Source organism: Paenarthrobacter sp. Y-19 (assembly GCF_029223985.1).
GTDB classification, from domain to species: domain Bacteria; phylum Actinomycetota; class Actinomycetes; order Actinomycetales; family Micrococcaceae; genus Arthrobacter; species Arthrobacter nicotinovorans.
The window spans coordinates 844048-864445 of sequence record NZ_CP119414.1; the positions used below are offsets into that span (position 1 = coordinate 844048).

Genomic DNA, 20398 nt, shown 5'->3' on the forward strand with positions numbered 1-20398 from the left:
TGCGTGGCACAGGTCGGGAAGGTTGGCGCAGGGCAGGAGGTGTGGCCGCCCCAACCCGGCGGACCGCCGTCGTGGTTTCCGCGAGGGGCGAGGTTTCGACCGAAAGGTGCGCCCCCAAAGTCCCGAGAGCCAACCCCTCGGCGAAAGGTGCGCCCCCAAAGTGCCGAGAGCCAACCCCTCGGCGAAAGGGCGCCCCCAAAGTGCCGAGAGCCAACCCCTCGGCGAAAGGGCGCCCCCAAAGTGTCGAGAGCCAACCCCTCGGCGAAAGGCACCCCCCCAATGTGCCGGGAGCCAACCCCTCGGCGAAAGGTGCGCCCCCAATGTGCCGGGAGCCAACCCCTCGGCGAAAGGTGCGCCCCCAATGTGCCGAGAGCCAACCCCTCGGCGAAAGGTGCGCCCCCAAAGTGCCGAGAGCCAACCCCTCGGCGCAGGAGCGCCCCCAAAGTGCCGAGAACCAACCCCTCGGCGAAAGGGCGCGTGGGCAAAAGAAGGCTGGTGCAGCCTGGGAAAGAATTCCAAGGCGGCTGCACCAGCTGCTAGTACGACTTTCTGTTAAAAGTTGTGACACCTATCCATTGGCCGCTCCTAGTTCCCGGCTTCGGTTTGTTTCCGGGCTTCAATGTCAGTCAGGGGGTGGTGGTCTGCCCCGGGAGAACACCTCCCATCTTACGGCGACCAGCAGGAAAAAGCGCTGAAATTCGCGGTATTTCAGGGGCGCCTGACGGGGGAGAGCGGCTCGTCGTGGCACGATTGAACACGATGAAACTGCGCGCTGATCAGACCGGAAACCGTGGCCTCCCTATGCCCCTTTGGCTGCAGGGCGGGTTGGAAGCGGCCCAGGCAGCGTTCATTTCGGCCATTGTTGTGGTGCTTCCGCTCGTCGGAGTGTGGGCTACAGACGGTTTCCAGGACCGCGCCGTCGACACCCTCGCACGGCTGGGTGGGCAGGCCTGGTTGCTGATCCACGGGGTGCCGCTGGAACTGGCTCACGTGAACGTGGGCGCCGCGGCTGCGCAGCCGGGGTCGGGACTGTTGTCTTTGATTCCGCTGGGTTTGACCCTCATCCCGTTCCTGCTGGCATGGCGTGCCGGTCGTCGCTTGGCCCGTGCCTCCTACACCGATCAGCTGTGGCAGGCGTTCCTGGGCGCTTTCGTTGTGTACGCGGCGTTCGGCGCAGCCACCGGATTTGTGTGCCGCACACCCGAAGTAGTCATCAATCTGTGGTTGGCCATGTCCATCCCCTTGATCTCGTTCGGCCTGGGCATGATCGTCGGCGCCCGACGCGAGGCCGGTTCCTGGAGCCGCCTGATCGGTGTCGACGCCGTCGCCTGGCTCTCCAAGACCAGTCAGCATTCACGATGGGCAGGCTCGTATGTCGGCTCAGCACTGAAGGCCGGTTTCGTGGCCGCGATGGCCGCCGTGTGCCTGGCAGCCGTGCTGTTGGCTGTGACCATTGTGTGGCACTGGACGGACATCATCGCAGTCTACGAAGGCCTGCAGGCCGGCGCCTTGGGCGGCGCTGTGCTCACGATCGCCCAACTCGGCTTCCTGCCCAACCTGGTGATCTTCGCTTTGTCATGGTCCTCGGGAGCCGGCTTCTCACTGGGCATCGGCTCCACCGCGGGTCCGCTGGGCACTTCCGTGGGACCACTTCCGGCGGTCCCGATCCTGGGCAGCCTGCCGGCTGGGCAATTGGATTTCGGAGCCATGGCGCTCGCGTTGCCGGTAGTGGCAGGCATCCTGGCCGGCTGGTGGTTCCTCCGAGAAGGCGAAAACCACTTCGACGAGTGGCTTTCCATCAAGATCAAGGCCCGCTGGTTCACGGCCACCGTGTCCACGCTGTTCCTGGGCGCTTTTATTGGTTCCGTCGCGGGCCTGCTTGGTGGCGCACTGGCGTGGGTCGCGCGCGGTTCTGCCGGCATAGGGCGGCTCACGGAAATTGGGCCCCACCCGCTGTGGACGGCAGTCTGGCTGGCTGCGGAAGTGGGTATCGGCGTCGTGATTGGCTACGCAGTCGGGCCCTGGCTGGAACGCCGCCAGAAGCTGCGTGAGGCCAACCTGGACGAGGCAGCGTACGACGACGAGCACGCCTGAGCGCGCAGGTCCGGTGTTGCTGGGCTACCTGAGCGAGCCCGGCATGGACTTCTCAAGTTGCGTAAGGCACTGCGTCTTCGCGGACTCCGTCAGTGCTGACCGGGCGCAATCCTGGTACGTGCTGACCTGCTTGAAGAAAAGGGCCGACGTCAGGATGAGCAGGCACATAACGCCGGTCACCACCAGGCCTGAAATGGTCCCGAAGAGAATCAACCGCGGGTGCTTGTACTTGACGGTCCGCACCAGAACCGCGATGCCCAACACCAACGCGGCCAGCGTCAGAATGGCACTCAACCACACGTAATTCACGTTCAGGGAGAACACAAAGAACGCGCCCAAAGCCGACAAAAGGAAAGCGCGGAAGAGGTTCTGGGTCACGCCGAGGGCGGACTTTTCGGCCTCGGAGCGAGGTTGCTGGCTCGGCCGGGGGCCGACGTCGGGATTCATGTTTTCCAGCCTACGCGAGCCGCCCATAAGCTAGTGCAATGCGCATTGTTGTCCTTGTCTCCGGTACCGGTTCCAATCTCCAGGCTGTCATCGACGCCGTGAAGTCGGGTGAACTGGATGTCGAGATCGCCGCTGTGGGCGCTGACCGTCCCGATACCTACGGTGTGGAGCGCTCTGACGAAGCCGGCATTGAGACGTTCGTGGTGAACTTCAACTCGTTCGAAACCCGCGCGGAGTGGGATGCTGCCTTGCGGGACAAGGTCCTGTCCTACAGCCCGGATGTTGTGGTCTCCTCGGGATTCATGCGGATTGTCAGCGCGGAGTTCATCGACGCTTTCGGCGGCAAGTACGTCAACACGCACCCGGCCCTGCTGCCGGCATTCCCCGGCGCCCACGGTGTCCGCGACGCCATGGCCTACGGCGTGAAGGTCACCGGGTGCACGGTCCACTGGGCCGACGCCGGTGTGGACACGGGGCCCATCATCGCGCAGGAAGCTGTATCAGTGCTTCCGGACGACACTGAGGAAACCCTGCACGAACGCATCAAGGTAGTGGAGCGCCGCCTCCTGGTCCAGACCCTCGCCGAGCTCGCCGCCGCAGCCAACTGAGCCGGCCCACGCACGGGAACCCCAAGGGCCCCCGTCCCCTCGCTGGCTAAACGGGCTAGTCGAGGATCTGCTGTTTGGTCTCCGGGGCGAAGAACGCCATCCAGAGCACGGAGAGCAGCACCAGCCCACCCGCCAGCGCGAACGACGTCGCCAACCCGAACTCCGGCCAGAAGAAGGAAGCAAACACCAACGGGCCGAATCCGGCGCCGATGCGGGAAAACGTAGAAGCCCAGCCGAAGCCGGAGCCACGCAGCTCCGTCGGATACAGCTCGGAAACATAGGCGTACAGGACCGGGATGGCCACCTGCACCACAAAGCCGAACACCAGTAGCCAGAACACGGCCGCGGAGGGCACATCCACCACGAACGCCACAATCACCAGCGTCAACGCGGACAGCGGACCGGTGATGGCGAGGATCCACTTGCGTCCCACACGCTCCACCAGGACTGCGGCCACCACGACGCCCAACAGCCCGACGGCGGCCATTCCCGCCGTAGTCACGAACGCCTTGTACTCCTCAAACCCCGCGCCGATGAGAATGCGCGGCATCCAAGTCAGCGACAAGTAGTAGACCAGCAGAATGCTGAAGAACAAAGCCCACGCAGCCGTCGTGATCTTCCAGTTGAACTGCCAGATCCGCTGCAACTGGGTCCACGCGGAACCCGCCGAGAGCCTGGGAGCGGCTTGGGGTTCGGGCAGGCTGTAAGCCCGCGGCTCAGCCTCGGTCGCGTCCACCAGCCCATCGATGACGGCCGCTGCCTCGGCCCGCCGGCCCTTTCGGATCAAGAACAGAGGAGACTCCGGAACACTGCGCCGGATCCAGAAAACCAGCAACGCGGGGAGCACCATGATCAGCATGGTGAGCCGCCAGTCGCCGTAAGCCGCAACCAGCCAGGCCGATACGAACCCGCACAGGGCAGCGCCCACCGGCCACCAACCGTCCATGGCTGTCAGTACCCGGCCACGTTGCTTGCGCGGCGTGAACTCACCCACCAACGCATAGTCCACGGGAATGCAGCCGCCAAGGCCGAAGCCGGCCATGAAGCGGAAGATGCAGAACCATACGATGTCCGGCGAGAACGCACCCAGAACGGTGAAGATGCTGAAGATCATGAGGGTGGCGGTGAAAGCCTTCTTCCGCCCAATGGTGTCGGCGATGGTACCCCAGGCAAACGCACCCACTGCCATACCGATCAGGTTGGCGGTACCGATCCACGCAGCGTCGGCCGGCTGCAGCGACCAGTGCTTGGACAGCAGGGGGATGAGGATGCCGTTGAGCGTGACGTCCCAGGCATCGAACATGAACCCGAGGCCACCGATCAGGAAAATCCTGCCTTGAACCTTCCACCGCCACGGCAGTTCCTGCACTACTTGTTCGCCGCTGGGCACGGCTGTGTATGTATTCATTGGGCCTCCTGCATGCAACTTTATGCGCTGCCGGGCAACGTTACTTCTGGTTCTCGATGGCCCTGCGCAGGAAACCGCCGGCTTCCTCCAGCGCACCCTTGGCCTGACCAGCATCGATGCCCGTCAGGAGCACCAGAATCGCGGCTTTCACCGAGCCGCCCACGGAGTCCAATGCGGCGGCGGCTTCCTGGGCGGAAACCCCGGTGGCGTGCTGGACGGTCCTCTGCGAACGGGCCTGCAGCTTCTCGTTCGTCGCACGCAGATCCACCATGAGGTTTCCGTAGGTCTTGCCCAGCTTCACCATCACCAGCGTGCTGATCATGTTGAGGACAAGTTTCTGCGCCGTGCCGGAGTTCAACCGGGTGGAGCCGGCGATGAACTCCGGACCCACCACCACCTCGATCGCCGCATCCGCCACATGGCTCACGGCCGAGCCCTTGTTGCACGCCAGCGACGCCGTGAACGCACCGCGCTTCCGGGCTTCCTCCAGCGCGCCGATCACGTACGGGGTCCGCCCGGAGGCAGTGATACCGACGACGGCGTCCGCCTCGGTCACGTTGATATCGTGCAGGTCGCGTGCGCCGGCCGTTGCGTTGTCCTCGGCGTATTCCACAGGGTGCTGGATCGCTTTGGGTCCGCCTGCGATCAGCCCGACGACGAGTCCCGGCGGGGTGCCGAATGTCGGTGGGCACTCACTGGCGTCGAGCACACCCAAACGTCCGGCCGTCCCGGCTCCCACATACAAAAGGCGGCCTCCGCGCTGGAGCCGCTCCGCAACGGCGTCGACGGTGTGCACAATGGCCGGGCTGGCCGCTGCGACGGCGGCGTGTACTCCCGCGCTGTGGGCGAGCATGGCCGCCACGAGTTCTTCGGTGCCCAGGATGTCCAGGTTGTCCAGGCCTTCGGCGGCGGCTTCGGTCTGCAATCCGGCTAGTTCCGAGCGCAGGCCTGCGAGTTTGTCCGCGTCAGTCGGGCCAGTTTGTTCCGTCACGGTGGATGTACCTTTCCTGGATGAGCCCGCGGCGCGTCGCAGCGAGGGCAGCACCGTCCAAGCCATCGCCGAGCGGCGCCACCACCTCAATCCCAGCCGAAGCGAGGGACTTCCGCAAGAGCGCGGCAAAGAAGTCCGATCCCACCACTCCGCCCAGCAATGCCACGCGCCGTGACGTGCCGTCCCCGCCGGAGGCGAGCTCCACGGTGCGGGTCAGGATGCGGCATGCCTCACCGACGATGCCATTCGCGACGGCGTCACCCGCCTCCGCTGCCTGCAGAACCAGCGGCGCGAACCGGGCCATCGCCCGGTAGGGGTTCTCCTGTTCGGCCAACCATCCCGGAAGGAGTTCCGGCGACTCGACCAGCGCCCCTGCCGCGGCCGACAACGACGTGGAGGGACCGCCGTCGTGCGCTTCGAGGACTGCCTGCAGACCCCGCTGGCCGATCCAGCGGCCGCTGCCGCGGTCACCCAGGTACGGTCCCCAACCGTCTGCCCGGTGCAGGACCCCGGCTTCATCAAAGCGGAAGGCAACGGCGCCCGTGCCGACAATCAACGTAGTGCCCGGGGCGCCCTGGAGTGCGCCGAGCTGGGCGGCCGTGGCATCGGACAGGACAGCTGCGGGGACGCTGAAGCGCTGCGACAACAGGGTGGCCAGTTCCTGGGCCTTCGTCTCGGAAGCTGCCACGCCCGCTACGGCCGCCCCGACGCTGGTGACCGCACCTAGGGGAAGAGCGGGCGGAAGCAAGGCGACAGTTTCAAGGAGCAGCTCGAACGCCAGTGTGGGGCCATTCTCCACGTGGACGCCGGGGAAACCGTGTTGGTCTGCGGCGCCCAGCAGCTCAGTTCCGCGGCGCAATTCCACGCGGCAGCGGCTCTTTCCTACATCGGCAACAAGAACGACATCGTTGGGCGCTTCCATGGCTCAACCCTATGTTGCACGTCGTTGTGGGGCCGGCTTTGCGTGCCAGTGTTCGGATATCGGGCGCAGACCGGGCCTCACAACGCCCTGTGGAGGAGGGGTCGCCCCGGCTCCAAGGGACGAATCTGTGGATAACTGAATGTTGGATATCGTTTTTCGGGAGCATGGTTGAATGCGAAATCCGACACCCTTGCCAGCCTCCCTCGATCCCGGTGGCTTCCTCGTGAAAGACGCCTACGCCGAGGGAGTCCCGCGATGGCGCCTTCAGACCGGCGACCTCATCACCCCCAGCAGGGGCATACGAGTGCCAAGAACCGGGGAGCCCGACCTTGAGTTGCTGGGCCGGTTGCACTCCGCAGTGACGCCACGGAGCGCCGTGAGCCATGTGACCGCCGCGCTTCTGTGGTCCATTCCGCTGCCCCTTTATCTGGAAGAGGAAGGCCGCAGCGGCCTGATCCATGTCACTCGACGCCAGGAGATAGGCCGCGTAAAACGTCGGGGAGTGGTTGGGCATCGGGCTCCACTCCTGGCCAGGGATGTCCGGGTCTTCAAGGGCATCAACCTGACATCTCCGGAGTGGACGTGGGTGGATCTCGCGCGACACATGGGCCGGGCTTCCCTCGTAGCCTCCGGCGACTACTTGCTGGCGCGGACGAACCCGCTTTCTTCGATCGATGCCATCCAGGAAGTCATTGACCGGCGCCCCAAGGTTAAGGGAATCCGGATGGCTCGAGAGGTCCTGCCGCTGTTGCGCCCAGGAGTGGACTCACCGCAGGAGTCCCGCTTGCGCGTGATGATCGACGACGCCGGTCTGCCGGAGCCGGCGGTTACCCAGCCGATCTTCGACGGGCGTGGAATCTACATTTCTACGCCCGACCTGCAGTACGAGGAGTACAAGATCGCTCTCGAATATGAGGGTGACCATCATCGGAGTGACCCGGTGCAATGGGGTAAGGACATTGAACGTGATGATCGGCTCCGGGCCATGGGGTGGATCGTGCTGAGGTTCTCGCAGGTCCAGATGAATGCTGGCTGGGCACATTCCGAGCGGAAGATCAGGGATGCCCTGAGTTCGCGCGGGTGGCTGCGACTGCCGTCGTGAATTGTGGGGCCTGGTGTGCGTCCCATGTGGGAACAATGCCGCGCAGAGCGGGCCCCGCAACGGGGTGGCCGAGTTTGTGGGGCCTGGTGTGCGTTCCATGTGGGAAGGATGGCGCGCAGAGCGGGCCCCGCAACGGGGTGCCGCAATCCAGGAGCGAAGACGCAAAAGCGGGGTGCCAACGAAACACGATAAACTCTCCGTATCCCCACCACCCGCGACATCTACGCGAACTAAGACGGAGACTTTTGTGAGCTTGACGCAGCTTGACCGTGTTCCCATCCGCCGTGCACTGATCTCGGTTTACGACAAGACGGGACTGGAGGAGCTCGCGAAGGGCCTGCACGCAGCAGGCGTCGCCATTGTTTCCACCGGCTCCACCGCCAAGAAGATTGCCGCCGCAGGCATCCCGGTCAAGGAAGTCGAAGAAGTCACCGGCTCCCCGGAAATGCTGGACGGCCGGGTCAAGACCCTGCACCCCCGCGTGCACGGCGGCATCCTGGCCGACCGTCGCGTTCCGGCGCACATGGACACCCTTGCCGGCATGGAGATCGAAACCTTCGACCTCGTGGTGGTGAACCTGTACCCGTTCGTCGAGACTGTGAAGTCCGGCGCGGCGCAGGATGACGTCGTGGAGCAGATCGACATCGGAGGCCCCGCCATGGTGCGTTCGGCCGCGAAGAACCACGCCGCCGTCGCCATCGTCACGGACCCGAACTTCTACGGTGCCGTTGTCGACGCCGCTGCGCACGGCGGTTTCGACCTGAACACCCGTCGCCGCCTGGCTGCCAAGGCCTTCGCGCACACGGCCAGCTACGACAACGCTGTTGCCTCCTGGACCGCCAGCCAGTTCCTGGACGAAGACGGCGACGGCGTCATTGACTGGCCCGCCTACGCCGGCTTGGCCTTGGAGCGCTCCGAGGTCCTCCGCTACGGCGAAAACCCGCACCAGCAGGCTGCCCTCTACGTGGACAAGGCCGCTCCGGCGGGCATCGCCCAGGCCGACCAGCTGCACGGCAAGGCAATGAGCTACAACAACTTCGTCGACGCCGATGCCGCCCTCCGCGCAGCGTTCGACTTCGCCGAGCCGGCTGTCGCAGTGGTCAAGCACGCCAACCCGTGCGGTGTCGCCGTCGGTTCCGCTGACGCGGCCGACCCGATCGCTGACGCCCACGCCAAGGCACACGCCTGCGACCCCGTCTCCGCTTTCGGTGGCGTCATCGCTGCCAACCGCACCGTGACTGCAGGCATGGCCCGCACCGTTGCCGACATCTTCACCGAGGTCGTCATCGCACCTGACTTCGAGCCCGAAGCCGTGGAGATCCTCTCCAAGAAGAAGAACATACGCCTGCTCGCCCTGCCCGAGGGCTATGGCCGCTACCCGTCCGAGATGCGCCAGGTTTCCGGTGGTGTCCTGGTCCAGATGAGCGACAAAGTGGACGCCGAGGGCGACAACCCCGCCAACTGGACCCTCGCTGCCGGCGAAGCCGCTGACGCCGCCACCCTCGCGGATCTCGCATTTGCCTGGACTGCCTGCCGCGCTGCGAAGTCCAACGCCATCCTGATCGCCAACCACGGTGCTGCCGTGGGCATCGGCATGGGCCAGGTCAACCGCCTGGACTCCTGCCGCCTTGCCGTGGAGCGCGCCAACACGCTGGGCGTCCAGGTGGAGTCCGACGTCGAAGGTGCCGGCGGCGCGTCCAACGCCAGCGGTGCCAACGCACCGGAACGCGCACGCGGCGCGGTTGCGGCCTCCGACGCGTTCTTCCCGTTCGCTGACGGCCTGCAGATCCTGATCGACGCCGGTGTCCGCGCCGTCGTCCAGCCCGGTGGCTCGGTCCGCGACGAGGAAGTCATCGCCGCAGCCAACGCTGCCGGCATCACGATGTACTTCACCGGCGCACGCCACTTCTTCCACTAGTCCCCACCGCCGCCCTAACCTCGCTGCGCTTCGGCCAGGGAACCCGGGCGGCGTGGGCCCACAACGGAAACGGCGGCCGCCCCCGGAAGGGGACGGCCGCCGTCGTTGTTAACAGGGACTTGCTACATCAGTTACGAAGCCGCAGCGGTGTTGTAGGTGGACTGGATTACTGTGCCCCAGTAGGGCCCGTACATGGTGCTGGAGTTGCTGCCGTAGCCGTAGCTGTTGACGGAGTTCTGGTAGCCGCTGGAGCTGTTGCCGATGAACCACGGACCGCCCGAGGAACCACCGGTCATGTTGCAGGGGATGCCCTGCGTGGCGAACTGCGGGTTGTAGGGATCGTTGGTGGCGGTGCCGGAGCAGCTCTTCAGCGATTCGCCGTTGAAGGGTGAGGCTGCCGGGTAGCCGAAGGACTTGTAGCTCAGGCCGCGGGCGGCGTTGAACTGGACACCGGAGGAGCCCACGACGTCGGCGAGCTTCTGGCCGTTGAGGGTGTTCATGACGGCGAAGGCGGTGTCGTACTGCATGTTGCCGTTCGATGCCCACTGGGTGGGGGCGTACAGCGCCTTTGCCGTCCACTTCCCGTAGGGTGCTGCACCGTTGAGGTAGGCGGGCACGAAGACGAAGTTGGTTGCGTAGGCGCCCGGACCTTCGTTGAGGCAGTGGCCGGCGGTGGACACTGTGCTCTTGTTGGCCGCTGTCACGGAGTTGCCGGAGCAGACGTAGTTGGAGCCGCCCAGGGTGAAGAAGATCTTGCCGATGTGCTTGACCGGCGTTTCGCTTTGGTTGACCTTCCGGTCGATCGTGGTGGAGTCGGTGGCCGCAGGCTGGCCGGCGATGCTGCTGATGGCGCCCGGGGCTTCGGTGGCTGGCGCTTTGCCCAGGTTGAGGAGCCGGCCGCGTTCCAGTGCCTTTGCGGCCAGGATGTCGCCGGACTTGGCGTTCTTCATGCGTTCCGGTGTCCAGTAATCTGCAGCGCCGGCGTCGGAGACTGCATGGCTGCTGACCGCTGCGCCGCTGGTGTCCGCGTCCTTTGACGGTGCTGCGTTGGCGCTGGTTGTTCCTACCAGCGCCAGGATTGCGGCAGCGGACAGACTCAGCAGGCTTGTGGCCAGGGTCTTGGTTTTTGTCACGTTGTTCCTACCTATCGAGGGAGTGAGGCGGCCAGTGATGGCGACCGCCGACTGACGGAATCGAAGCTACCCAACGTATGACAAGTTTGTAAAGAGATGTTTCAGAGTTTGTGATAATTTGCTGTCATTTCCTTGTCGTGCTGTGGGGGGGAGTACACGACGGCGGCAGGCAGCTGCGGCGGTCAGGTCGCCGTCGGGGGTAAATCGCTTTCCCGGGCGGTAACCCACAGAGTGATCCCGGACACGAAGGGCCGCCAAAACGGTCTACTCGGGTAAGTTAGGAGTGTTGAAATCTGCAGACTTTCAGGGAGAACCCCGCCAATGGCCAAGATTATCTATACCCACACAGACGAAGCGCCGATGCTGGCAACCTACTCATTCCTGCCGATTGTGGAAGCGTATGCCTCGACCGCAGGTGTAGAGGTGGAGACCCGCGATATTTCGCTGGCCGGCCGCATCATCGCCGTCTTCGGCGATTTCCTGACCGAAGAGCAGCGCACGGGCAACGCCCTTGCCGAACTTGGTGAACTGGCAAAGCAGCCGGAAGCCAACATCATCAAGCTGCCCAACATCAGCGCCTCCGTGCCGCAGCTCAAGGCTGCCATCGCCGAGCTCCAGGCCCAGGGCTTCGCCCTCCCGGACTACCCGGACAACCCCTCCTCGGACACCGAGACGGACATCCGCTCGCGCTACGACAAGATCAAGGGTTCCGCCGTGAACCCGGTGCTGCGCGAAGGCAACTCCGACCGCCGCGCACCCCTGTCGGTCAAGAACTACGCCCGCCAGAACCCGCACTCCATGGGTGCCTGGTCCGCTGACTCCAAGACCAACGTCGCCACCATGGGCCAGAACGACTTCCGCTCCAACGAGAAATCCGTCGTCCTCGACGCCGCCGACTCCCTCAGCGTCCAGCTGGTCCGTGAAGACGGCACCACCAAGGTCCTCAAGAAGGACTTCCCGGTCCTGGCCGGCGAAGTTGTTGACGCCACCGTCCTGCGCGCCGACGCCCTGGACGAGTTCCTCAAAGCACAGGTTGCCCGCGCCAAGGAAGAGGGCATCCTCTTCTCCGCACACCTGAAGGCCACCATGATGAAGGTCTCCGACCCCATCATCTTCGGCCACGTGGTCAAGGCTTACTTCTCCGAGCTGTTCGACACCTACGGCAAGCAGCTGGCAGCCGCCGGCATCAGCCCGAACAACGGCCTCGCCGCCATCCTGAGCGGCCTGGAAGACCTGCCGGAGGACGTCCGCGAAGGCGTCAAGGCAGCCATCACCAAGGGCCTCGAAGAGGGTCCCGCGCTGGCAATGGTTGATTCCGACAAGGGCATCACCAGCCTCCACGTTCCCTCGGACATCATCGTTGACGCCTCCATGCCGGCCATGATCCGTTCCTCCGGCCACATGTGGGGCCCGGACGGCAAGGAAGCCGACACCCTGGCCGTCATCCCGGACAGCTCCTACGCCGGCGTGTACCAGGTTGTGCTGGACGACTGCCGTGCCAACGGTGCGTTCGACCCCACCACCATGGGCACTGTCCCCAACGTGGGCCTCATGGCGCAGGCAGCCGAGGAATATGGCAGCCACGACAAGACCTTCGAGATCCAGGCAGCGGGCACCGTCCAGCTCGTGGACAGCAAGGGCAACGTCCTGACCGAACACCAGGTCTTCCCCGGTGACATCTGGCGCGCTTGCCAGACCAAGGACATCCCCGTCCGCGACTGGGTCAAGCTGGCTGTCACCCGTGCACGTGCTTCCCAGACCCCGGCAGTGTTCTGGCTGGACGAGGGCCGTGCACACGACGCCAACCTCATCGCCAAGGTCAACGAGTACCTCAAGGACCACGACACCGAGGGCCTTGAAATCAAGATTCTCTCCCCGGTTGAGGCCACGGCCTTCACCCTGGAGCGCATCCGCAAGGGCGAGGACACCATCTCCGTCACGGGCAACGTCCTCCGCGACTACCTCACGGACCTGTTCCCGATCCTCGAGCTCGGCACCAGTGCCAAGATGCTCTCCATCGTTCCGCTCATCAACGGTGGCGGCCTGTTCGAGACCGGCGCCGGCGGCTCCGCTCCCAAGCACGTCCAGCAGCTGGTCAAGGAAAACCACCTCCGCTGGGACAGCCTGGGCGAGTTCCTGGCCCTGGCCGTGAGCTTCGAGCACCTGGCCACCACCACCGGCAACGCGCGGGCACAGGTTCTTGCTGACACGCTGGACCGCGCCACGGGCACGTTCCTGCTGGAGAACAAGTCCCCGCGCCGCAGCGTCGGCGAGCTCGACAACCGTGGAAGCCACTTCTACCTGGCCATGTACTGGGCACAGGAACTGGCCAAGCAGACCGAGGACGCCGAGTTGGCCAAGGACTTCGCCGGTATCGCCGAAGCCCTGACCTCCAACGAGGAGACCATCGTCGGTGAGCTGGCAGCCGTGCAGGGTCCCGCCGTCGACCTCGGCGGTTACTACCGTCCGGACGCCGCCAAGGCTGCCGAGATCATGCGCCCGTCGGCTACGTTCAACAAGGTCGTTGCGACCCTGAAGTAGTCACCGCGAAAAGACCCCGCGAGCATCACGCTTGCGGGGTCTTTTTCGTCCACATTGGAGTTTTTGTACACATAGCGACCTTAAAAGCCCCTCTAAAGGGCATTAGGTGTACAAAAACTCCTAGCGGTCGGCCAGGAACCGGTCAGGTGCCACGCCGCCGTCGACGATGTCCTTCAGCACCCGGCCAATGGCCGGCGTGAACTTGAAACCGTGCCCCGAGAATCCGGCGCCCACCACCAACGGGCCGAAACCGTCCAGGACGAAGTCCTCCGTGGGGGTGGTGGTGTAGGTGCAGCTGATGGGAACCGCAGTGGAAGGATCGACGCCGGGGAGCCACTCTTCCGCGTACCGCACCAGGGCTTCGAGCTGCTGGGGGATGGGCTCGAACGTGCGCTCATCAGGGTCCATGACGGGCCCGACGCCGTGCCAGCCGGCCTTGACGCCCTCTCCAGGGGTGAGCATGCCGTAGACCGGGCTGAACCAGTATTCGTAGAGTTCGTTGTTCGGGTCGGGGTCCGGATTGTGGTTGAAGCTCGGCCACACCAAGGTGTTATCGGTCGGGGTGAAGTGGGCGGGCTGCTCCTGGGTGACCACCAGTGCGGGCAGCTTGACGAGGTCCTTCAGGACTTTGGGGGTCCAGGCTCCGGCCGTCACCACCACGCGGTTGGCTGTGTACTCGGTTTCCTCCGTCACCACCACCACCGAATCGGCGCCGTCCACCCGGATGTCCCGGACCGGCGTCGAATACTTGAAGACCGCGCCGTGCGACTCCGCCGATTTCCGCAGCGCCACCAAGGCGTCAGCCGAGCGGATCCGGCCGGATCCTGGCACAAAGAGGACATCGGTGGAGAAGTTCATGCCCCGCCAACGGTCCGCGGCCTCGTCGGCGGACATGAAGTAGCTCTCGATGCCGCGTTCCTGGTGTGCTTCCCGCACCAGTTCCAGCTTGGGGATGTTGCCATGGTTGGCCAAGCCCACGAGGTCCAGCAGCGGCGCCCCGTTTTCTGCCGCGAGCTCGTCCCAGAGGGTCTTGGACTCTGCGAGGAGGTCAAGGTAGTCGGCCTCGGCGTAGGCGGTGTTGAAGTTGCGGGTTGCTCCGTGGGAGGCGCCGATGTGGTGGCCGGCCTCGAACTGTTCCAGCAGGACCACCGAACGTCCGGAGCGGGACAACTGCCATGCAGCGGCCGATCCCATGGCTCCTCCGCCAACAACTACAACATCAACCTGCATGCCTGCTCCATCCACAACGTCCGCGAGACCAACCGTGGCTCCAAGAAGAGCCACCTCCCATTCTGCCCCCAGTTGGGTTGGAACGTGGATTGGGCCGGAATGCGGGTTACGCAGCCAACCGCCGGCGGATCCACGCGGAGAACTGGTCCACCACGACGATCAGCACCAGCACGATCAGGATGTGCGTGAGCATGGAATCGAACTGGAAGGACTTGATGGACTGGTTGATCAGCAACCCGATGCCACCGGCGCCCACCAGGCCAAGGACCAGCGAGGACCGCACGTTCACGTCGAAGCGGTACAGCAGCAGGCCCACGAATTGCGGGATCACCATGGGCAGCGTGGCATTGGCTGCCTGGTGGATCCGGTTGGCGCCGGCGGTCCGCAGTGCCTCCTGCGGCCCGGCGTCGATCTCTTCCATGGACTCGGCCCACAGCTTCCCCATGACACCGGTGTTGTGGCAGATCAACGCGAGGACGCCCGCGAACGGACCCAGGCCCACGGCGGTGACAAAGATCAGGGCAAACACTATGTCCGGAACCGCCCTGAAGAAGGACAACACAGCCCGGGCAGCTTGGTACACCGAAGGATGCGGACTGGTGTTCCTTGCCGCAAGCGAGGCCAGGAGCAAGGCGAACGGCACGGAAAACGTGGTGCCGAGCAAGCCGATCCACAGGGTCACGAGCGTCGCTTCCAGTCCGGGCTTCACGGTCCGTTCCCAGCTCAGGTCCGGCGGGAAGGCATCGCCGATGAACGCCGCCATGCCTCTCCAACCGTCCACCAGCAACTCGGGTTTGAAGCCCGTCCCTTGGATGGCCACAGCGTGAAGTCCGACGACGACGGCCGCCACTGCCGCCGTCGTGATCCACCGCAGGGGCTTCTTCGGGCGGACCAGAGCCACGCGGCTTTTGCTTGTTGAGTCCCGGCGCGCGACGGCGGGAGTCAAGGTATGGGGTGTCATGCTGCGATGTTCCTGTCCGGGGCATACAACGTGTTGAGGTGTTCGGCGGTGACTTCCGTGGAGGGAAGGTCGAAGTTCACGGAGCCGTGCAGCAGCCCGATGGACCTGTCCGCGTAACGCAGTGCAAGGTCCGGCTGGTGCAACACGGCCGCGACGGCAAGGCCTTCGGTGTGTGCGAGTTCGCGCAGCAGTGCCATGACTTGTTCGGCGGCGTGCGGGTCCAGTGCGGAGACCGGCTCGTCAGCGAGTACGACGTCGGCACGCTGGCACAGTGCCCGGGCTACTGCCACGCGTTGCTGCTGTCCGCCGGAAAGCCGGCCAACTCGGTCGAAGGCACGGTCCGCCATGCCAACGCGGTCCAGGCAGTCCAGGGCTTCCTGCTGGACTTCGGCGGGGAACAGCAGCGGAGTGAGGGAACGGACTGTGGGGATGCGTGCCAGGGCTCCGGCGCAGACGTTATCCAGGGCCGTGCGGCGCGGAATCAGGTGGATCTTCTGGAAGATCATGGCCATCCGCTGCCGCGCCTGCAGGAGTTCGCGGCCCTGGAGACGGTCCAGTGCCATGCCGTCAATGCTGATGCTTCCGGCATCGGGAGCGGTGATGCCCATGACGCAACGCAGCGTGGTGGACTTGCCCGAGCCGTTGGCGCCGAGGAAGGCAACCAGTTCACCGGGGGCGACGGAGAAGTCGACACCCTGAAGGACGGTCCTGCCGTTGAAGGACTTACCCAGCCCTTGGACGGAGAGCGGCATTACAGATCCTTCTCCGTGAGGTGCATGGTCTTGGCGAGCTCGAACAGGGGCGTGTAGTTGTCCTTGGTGACCTCCAGCAACGGGCCGGGAGGGGTCACGTCCAGGAACTCTCCAACCTTGGCAACGTCGGCGGGCTCCAGTGACAGGAACGCCTCCTTGACGGCTTGTTTGAAGGCGGGATCGGCGTCGCCGCGAACGGTGATGGGATCGTTCGGGATGGGGTTGGACGTCCAGACCTGGCGGAAATCGTCCCTGGCGAAGGTTCCCGCGGCGATCGCCGTGGCCAGCGTCTGCGAGTTGATCTCGGCCGCGTCCACCTTCCCGTTGGTCAGGGCAAGGAGTGCCTCCGGGTGGCCGCCGGTGTAGTCCATGGTGAGGTCGGCGTCAGCGATGCCTGCCTCACGGAGACCGAACCGGGGCAGGACATCGCCGCTGGTGGATCCGACGCTGCCCAGGGCCAGGGACTTGCCCTTGAGATCGCCGATTGCCTGGATGGGGCTGTCCTTGGGTACCCAGATTCCGGCCGTGTAGCTGCTGAGCTCCTTTTCTGCCGTGCCGAATGAAACCAGTGGTTCTGCGCCTGCCTTGGTGTCGGCGAACACGTAGCCCAGCGGCCCGAACTGCCCCAGGTCCAGCTTGCCGTTGCGCATGGCGAGGACTTCGGCTGCGTAGTCCTCCACCACCTGGACTGTGACCGGGCATTCGAGCTTTTTGGAAAGGGCAGCGGCCAGGACGTCGTAGGCGGGCTTCAGCTTGGCCGGGTCCTCGTAGGGCTCGATGCCGAACTTGATCCCGCCGTTGGGGCAGGTGGCCGACGCCGTCCCGGGGGAGGACTGGTCTGGAGAGGACTGGGCGAGCCGCCGCATGCGGTCAATGCCAAAGCAGCGGCGAGGGCAAGCGCGGAGCCGGTGAAGAGCGTGGTTTTCATGGGAATCCTTAGGCGAAGGGAGGGGTGGGGGAACGGAGGAACTCAGGACAGACGCGACACATTGCGGTGTGCCAGGCCAAAGGACAGGGTCATGCCGACGCCGGAGGTCACGGACACCACGGTGACGCCCGGTTGGATGTTGCGGACCAGGATCGGGGCAACGTCCGAGGACGCGTAAATGCCTTGCCAGCGTTCGATGATTTCCAGGGGCCGGCCGATCCTGCCGCTGATGTCGTTGTTCAGGGCGTCGGTGACTGCCTCGTCCAGGAACGGGTCGGCGGTGCGGTGGTAGTGGTGCGAGTCGCCCAGGATGATGGTGCCGTCGGGGCGTTGGGTGAACATGACGTTGGCGCCGATGTCCAACAGTTCCGGCTGCTTGGCTTCCACTTCGGAGCGCAGGGCCTCCGCCGCGGGCATATCGGTGAAAGCCGGGTAGCGGAGCATGGACGTTGCGGTGAGCACAGCCGGTGTGAAGCGGACTCCGGCTGGCCCGGCAGCCAATGACATCTGGAGCGCGCACCGCTGGATCCTGTGTTCCGCAGCGAGGTCCGGGAACAGGTAGTCGACGTCGTGGCCCACGCACACGAACACTTGCTTCGCCTGCAGCGCGCCGCGCGATGTCTGCACGGTCACGCCGTCCGGCGATTGGCTGAAGCCCAGTGCCGCGGTGTTCCAGTGAAGTTCGACGCCGGACTGCCGGCTCAGCCATTCGGCCAACTTTGCGACGGCGGTCCGGGGATCGACGCGGAGGTCGTCGCGGAGGAAGGCTCCACCGACCAGGCCGGGCCAAACGCTTTGGCGGGTGCCGCCGTCGGGCAGTCCGGCCGCAACCGGGTCCAGGCGCTCCCGTGTCGCGGCAGGGGAGAGCAGTTGAACTTGGCCGGGCTCCCGGGCTGCGGAGAGTTCGCGCAGGACAGCCATTTCTGCATCGGTACGGGCAAGGACCACTGCTCCGGATTCAACGGCCCAAAAACCTGCCTGCTCGGCGAACTCGAGCCAGTACTTCCGGGACGTCCTTGCGAGCTCGTACAGATCGCCGGACTGCGCCGTGATGCAGCAGTGGCCGAAGTTCCGTACCGAGGCGCCGGCGGCGTGGTGGTCGCGTTCGATGATGGTGACAGTCAGTCCGTTGGCAACAGCGTGGGCGGCATGCGCCAGGCCGATGATGCCGGCGCCGACGACGACGACGTCGACGGCTTGGCCGGGGCTGTTGCCGGTGGCTGAGGTGGGGTTGCTTGCGTTGTTCACACTATCGACCTTGACGGCACGCAAGAAGCGAATCAAGCTACATCGCCACTTGTATATACAAGTTAATCAGAATTTAACCTCCGTTCATGTTTGTTCACGCCGGATTCATGTGGAATGTGGCGAAAGAGGCCTTTTTGGTACTGGCAACTTGTATTATCAACTGGTGAGTACTCAGCAAAACGCACCCCTCCATGTCCGGCTCAGCGAGGAATTCATGCGCCGCATCACTGACGGTGAGTGGCCGCCCGGTTTCCAGCTTCCAAGCGAGGCGGAGCTGTGCCGGGAGTTCGGAACCTCCCGCGGACCGATCCGCCAGGCGCTCGCCTTCCTCCGTTCCGAAGGCGCGGTTACAGGTGGCCGCGGCCGTCCCCCGATGGTCCGCTCGTCCGTGCCGTCGCAGTCGTTCTCCACCTTCAACTCGTTCACCGAGTGGGCGCTGGGGATCGGCAAGAAGCCCGGCCAGCGAACCCTGGAGGTGGCACGACGCGAAGCGAGCCCGGAAGCTGCGGAAGCGCTCGGACTGGTGCCGGGTACAACGGTTGTGGAAGTCCTGCGGGTCCGCTATCTGGATGAAGCTCCGGCCATGATTGAGCGCACCACGTTCGTCCTGGACGTAGGCCGGAAACTGTTCGACTTCGACACCGACTCGGGATCCATTTTTGCGTTCCTCAAGGACCAAGGCGTGGATCTGCACAGCGCACGGCACACCATCGACGCAGTAGCGGCCAGCGACGAGGACGCCGAACTCCTGGAGCAACCCGAAGGAATTCCGCTCCTGCGCGAACGCCGCATCACCCGTTCCGGTGACGGCCAGCCCCTTGAATACTCAGAGGACCGCTACCTGCCGGCCCTTACCAACTTCACCATCGACAACACCGTGGAGCGCAGGGCAGCCCTGGTCCGCATCCACACCGAAGGAGCCACCCCATGATCAAGCTCGTAGCCTGCGATATGGCCGGAACCACCATCGACGAACACGGTGACGTCTATGTTGCCCTGGCCCGCTGCGTCGAAGAAACCGGAGCCGCCACCAGCCCCGAGGCCGTCCAGGAGTGGATGAGTGCGGACAAAGTGGAGGCCATTACCGCTTTGATCGAAGCCGGGGGAGGAGCCGCAACGGAGGACGCAGTGACCGCAGCGTTCGCGCGGTTCAAGGAAATCCTGGGCGGGTTCTACGATGCCAACCCGCCCGTCCCGCTGGAAGGCGTCGAAGACGCGTTCCGCGAACTCCGCCGCCAGGGCGTCAAGGTGGCCCTGACGACAGGCTTTTCACGCGACGTCGCCGAGCCGCTTCTTGAGCGGCTGGGGTGGGGCGTCGGCGACGGCAACCTGCTGGACGCCGTCGTGTGCTCCGACGAAGTAGCCGCCGGGCGTCCGGCGCCGTTCATGATCCACCGCGCCATGGAGCTGACGGGAGTCCAGGATGTCCGCTCGGTCATGGCAGCGGGCGACACTGTCAACGACCTCGCTGCGGCCAACAACGCAGGGGTCCTGGCCGTCGGCGTACTAACCGGCAAGCTCGGGCGCGACGAGCTTGCCGCGCACCCGCATCACCACATACTGGCCGGAGTGAAGGACATCCCGGCGCTGCTGTCCTAGCTTCTCTTTCCAAGGTCGCCGGATTGCGGGCGTTTGGCCGGGAGCGCCGGGCATGGAAGATTGGACTGCGTGAAATTTCTTCACCCTTCACCCAAGTCCTCCGCCCGTGGCGTCACGATACTCCGCGTGGTCTTCGGCGCGCTCATCATGGTCCACGGCTTCCAGAAGTTCATGGCCGGCCATGCCGCGTTCGCAGCATCCGTTGCTGCCATGGGTGTGCAGAAGCCGGAAATCGTTGCGTGGCTGGTGATCGCCGGTGAGCTGGGGCTGGGGCTGCTGCTGGTCCTCGGAGCGCTGACCCGCGTGGCAGGGTTCCTGTCGGCTTTGATGTTCGCCTCGATCTGGTTCGTGACGGAAGCGGGCAAGCCCCTGCTCACGGACAAAGCGGGCGTGACGGCGGAGCTGCTCATCATCTACTTCGCCGTGTCCGTGGCCTTCGTTTTCCTGGGCTCCGGGGCCTTCTCGCTGGACCGCAAACTGGCCAGGCAGCCAGGCCGCAAGGGGTCTTAACCCGTC

The 20398-nt window shown here is 64.9% G+C and carries 18 protein-coding genes; 8 read left to right on the top strand and 10 right to left on the bottom strand.

The annotated features are described in order from the left end of the window. The first annotated feature begins 759 nt into the window (after positions 1 to 759). Positions 760 to 2094: a DUF6350 family protein gene (locus PYR64_RS04025; protein ID WP_039240236.1), complete on the top strand. Its 1335-nt coding sequence runs from the start codon at positions 760 to 762 to the stop codon at positions 2092 to 2094. A 24-nt stretch (positions 2095 to 2118) separates the two neighbouring features. Here the strand turns inward: PYR64_RS04025 and PYR64_RS04030 are convergent, their stop codons facing one another. Further along, the gene (locus PYR64_RS04030) at positions 2119 to 2568 is read right to left on the bottom strand and encodes a hypothetical protein (protein WP_026267087.1); all 450 of its coding nucleotides are present in this window, start codon (positions 2566 to 2568) and stop codon (positions 2119 to 2121) included. Positions 2569 to 2579: 11 nt separating this feature from the next. Between PYR64_RS04030 and purN the strand changes: the two genes are divergently transcribed. Then, positions 2580 to 3149, top strand: coding sequence for a phosphoribosylglycinamide formyltransferase (purN, locus tag PYR64_RS04035; protein WP_189075936.1), 570 nt, complete (start codon positions 2580 to 2582; stop codon positions 3147 to 3149). 55 nt (positions 3150 to 3204) lie between these two features. Here the strand turns inward: purN and PYR64_RS04040 are convergent, their stop codons facing one another. The 3 genes from PYR64_RS04040 to PYR64_RS04050 are packed head-to-tail and all read right to left on the bottom strand — an operon-like array spanning position 3205 to position 6470. After that, positions 3205 to 4557 (bottom strand): MFS transporter, encoded by a 1353-nt coding sequence (locus tag PYR64_RS04040; protein ID WP_275778518.1) that lies wholly within the window; start codon positions 4555 to 4557, stop codon positions 3205 to 3207. Positions 4558 to 4597: 40 nt separating this feature from the next. Beyond that, entirely contained in the window at positions 4598 to 5548 is a 951-nt protein-coding gene (gene murQ / locus PYR64_RS04045; protein ID WP_018777208.1) for an N-acetylmuramic acid 6-phosphate etherase, read from the bottom strand. After that, complete coding sequence (locus tag PYR64_RS04050) at positions 5523 to 6470, bottom strand: BadF/BadG/BcrA/BcrD ATPase family protein (protein ID WP_275778520.1); 948 nt, start codon at positions 6468 to 6470, stop codon at positions 5523 to 5525. Before PYR64_RS04050 ends, murQ begins: the two co-directional genes overlap by 26 nt. A 172-nt stretch (positions 6471 to 6642) precedes the next feature. On the opposite strand from PYR64_RS04050, the gene PYR64_RS04055 reads away from it, so the two are divergent. Continuing rightward, a complete protein-coding gene (locus tag PYR64_RS04055; protein ID WP_275778522.1) occupies positions 6643 to 7572 on the top strand; it encodes a hypothetical protein in 930 nt (309 codons plus the stop codon). Between the two features lie 247 nt (positions 7573 to 7819). Continuing rightward, positions 7820 to 9490: a bifunctional phosphoribosylaminoimidazolecarboxamide formyltransferase/IMP cyclohydrolase gene (gene purH / locus PYR64_RS04060; protein WP_018777211.1), complete on the top strand. Its 1671-nt coding sequence runs from the start codon at positions 7820 to 7822 to the stop codon at positions 9488 to 9490. 131 nt (positions 9491 to 9621) lie between these two features. Here purH and PYR64_RS04065 read toward each other — a convergent pair whose 3' ends face one another. Beyond that, entirely contained in the window at positions 9622 to 10623 is a 1002-nt protein-coding gene (locus PYR64_RS04065; RefSeq protein ID WP_018777212.1) for a hypothetical protein, read from the bottom strand. A 321-nt stretch (positions 10624 to 10944) separates the two neighbouring features. Here PYR64_RS04065 and PYR64_RS04070 point away from each other — a divergent pair, with 321 nt between their 5' ends. Beyond that, positions 10945 to 13164 (top strand): NADP-dependent isocitrate dehydrogenase, encoded by a 2220-nt coding sequence (locus PYR64_RS04070; RefSeq protein ID WP_110504319.1) that lies wholly within the window; start codon positions 10945 to 10947, stop codon positions 13162 to 13164. 120 nt (positions 13165 to 13284) lie between these two features. Here PYR64_RS04070 and PYR64_RS04075 read toward each other — a convergent pair whose 3' ends face one another. The 5 genes from PYR64_RS04075 to PYR64_RS04095 form a co-directional block, all read right to left on the bottom strand. Continuing rightward, positions 13285 to 14394 carry an FAD-dependent oxidoreductase gene (locus PYR64_RS04075; protein WP_018777214.1) on the bottom strand — a complete coding sequence of 370 codons (1110 nt, stop codon included), beginning with the start codon at positions 14392 to 14394 and terminating at the stop codon, positions 13285 to 13287. A 106-nt stretch (positions 14395 to 14500) separates the two neighbouring features. Then, entirely contained in the window at positions 14501 to 15355 is an 855-nt protein-coding gene (gene phnE / locus PYR64_RS04080) for a phosphonate ABC transporter, permease protein PhnE (RefSeq protein WP_275778527.1), read from the bottom strand. After that, complete coding sequence (locus tag PYR64_RS04085; RefSeq protein WP_275778529.1) at positions 15352 to 16107, bottom strand: phosphonate ABC transporter ATP-binding protein; 756 nt, start codon at positions 16105 to 16107, stop codon at positions 15352 to 15354. Before PYR64_RS04085 ends, phnE begins: the two co-directional genes overlap by 4 nt. Continuing rightward, positions 16107 to 16973: a phosphate/phosphite/phosphonate ABC transporter substrate-binding protein gene (locus tag PYR64_RS04090; protein ID WP_275778531.1), complete on the bottom strand. Its 867-nt coding sequence runs from the start codon at positions 16971 to 16973 to the stop codon at positions 16107 to 16109. The genes PYR64_RS04085 and PYR64_RS04090 overlap by 1 nt, the downstream gene beginning before the upstream one ends. A 104-nt stretch (positions 16974 to 17077) precedes the next feature. Further along, positions 17078 to 18283, bottom strand: a complete 1206-nt coding sequence (locus PYR64_RS04095) for a TIGR03364 family FAD-dependent oxidoreductase (RefSeq protein WP_275778533.1) — start codon at positions 18281 to 18283, stop codon at positions 17078 to 17080. 163 nt (positions 18284 to 18446) lie between these two features. On the opposite strand from PYR64_RS04095, the gene PYR64_RS04100 reads away from it, so the two are divergent. From PYR64_RS04100 to PYR64_RS04110, 3 genes are all read left to right on the top strand, one after another. After that, positions 18447 to 19214 (top strand): GntR family transcriptional regulator, encoded by a 768-nt coding sequence (locus tag PYR64_RS04100; RefSeq protein WP_026267088.1) that lies wholly within the window; start codon positions 18447 to 18449, stop codon positions 19212 to 19214. Next, positions 19211 to 19882: a phosphonatase-like hydrolase gene (locus PYR64_RS04105; protein WP_275778537.1), complete on the top strand. Its 672-nt coding sequence runs from the start codon at positions 19211 to 19213 to the stop codon at positions 19880 to 19882. Before PYR64_RS04100 ends, PYR64_RS04105 begins: the two co-directional genes overlap by 4 nt. A 69-nt stretch (positions 19883 to 19951) precedes the next feature. Continuing rightward, positions 19952 to 20392, top strand: a complete 441-nt coding sequence (locus PYR64_RS04110; protein ID WP_018777221.1) for a DoxX family protein — start codon at positions 19952 to 19954, stop codon at positions 20390 to 20392. The last annotated feature ends 6 nt before the right edge of the window (positions 20393 to 20398 follow it).

Excerpts from the sequence above, each read along its gene's own strand:
- PYR64_RS04025 (WP_039240236.1), top strand. The coding sequence starts at position 760 with ATGAAACTGCGCGCTGATCAGACCGGAAACCGTGGCCTCCCTATGCCC.
- PYR64_RS04030 (WP_026267087.1), bottom strand. The coding sequence starts at position 2,568 with ATGGGCGGCTCGCGTAGGCTGGAAAACATGAATCCCGACGTCGGCCCC.
- purN (WP_189075936.1), top strand. The coding sequence starts at position 2,580 with ATGCGCATTGTTGTCCTTGTCTCCGGTACCGGTTCCAATCTCCAGGCT.
- PYR64_RS04040 (WP_275778518.1), bottom strand. The coding sequence starts at position 4,557 with ATGAATACATACACAGCCGTGCCCAGCGGCGAACAAGTAGTGCAGGAA.
- PYR64_RS04050 (WP_275778520.1), bottom strand. The coding sequence starts at position 6,470 with ATGGAAGCGCCCAACGATGTCGTTCTTGTTGCCGATGTAGGAAAGAGC.
- PYR64_RS04055 (WP_275778522.1), top strand. The coding sequence starts at position 6,643 with ATGCGAAATCCGACACCCTTGCCAGCCTCCCTCGATCCCGGTGGCTTC.
- PYR64_RS04070 (WP_110504319.1), top strand. The coding sequence starts at position 10,945 with ATGGCCAAGATTATCTATACCCACACAGACGAAGCGCCGATGCTGGCA.
- PYR64_RS04075 (WP_018777214.1), bottom strand. The coding sequence starts at position 14,394 with ATGCAGGTTGATGTTGTAGTTGTTGGCGGAGGAGCCATGGGATCGGCC.
- phnE (WP_275778527.1), bottom strand. The coding sequence starts at position 15,355 with ATGACACCCCATACCTTGACTCCCGCCGTCGCGCGCCGGGACTCAACA.
- PYR64_RS04085 (WP_275778529.1), bottom strand. The coding sequence starts at position 16,107 with ATGCCGCTCTCCGTCCAAGGGCTGGGTAAGTCCTTCAACGGCAGGACC.
- PYR64_RS04090 (WP_275778531.1), bottom strand. The coding sequence starts at position 16,973 with ATGCGGCGGCTCGCCCAGTCCTCTCCAGACCAGTCCTCCCCCGGGACG.
- PYR64_RS04105 (WP_275778537.1), top strand. The coding sequence starts at position 19,211 with ATGATCAAGCTCGTAGCCTGCGATATGGCCGGAACCACCATCGACGAA.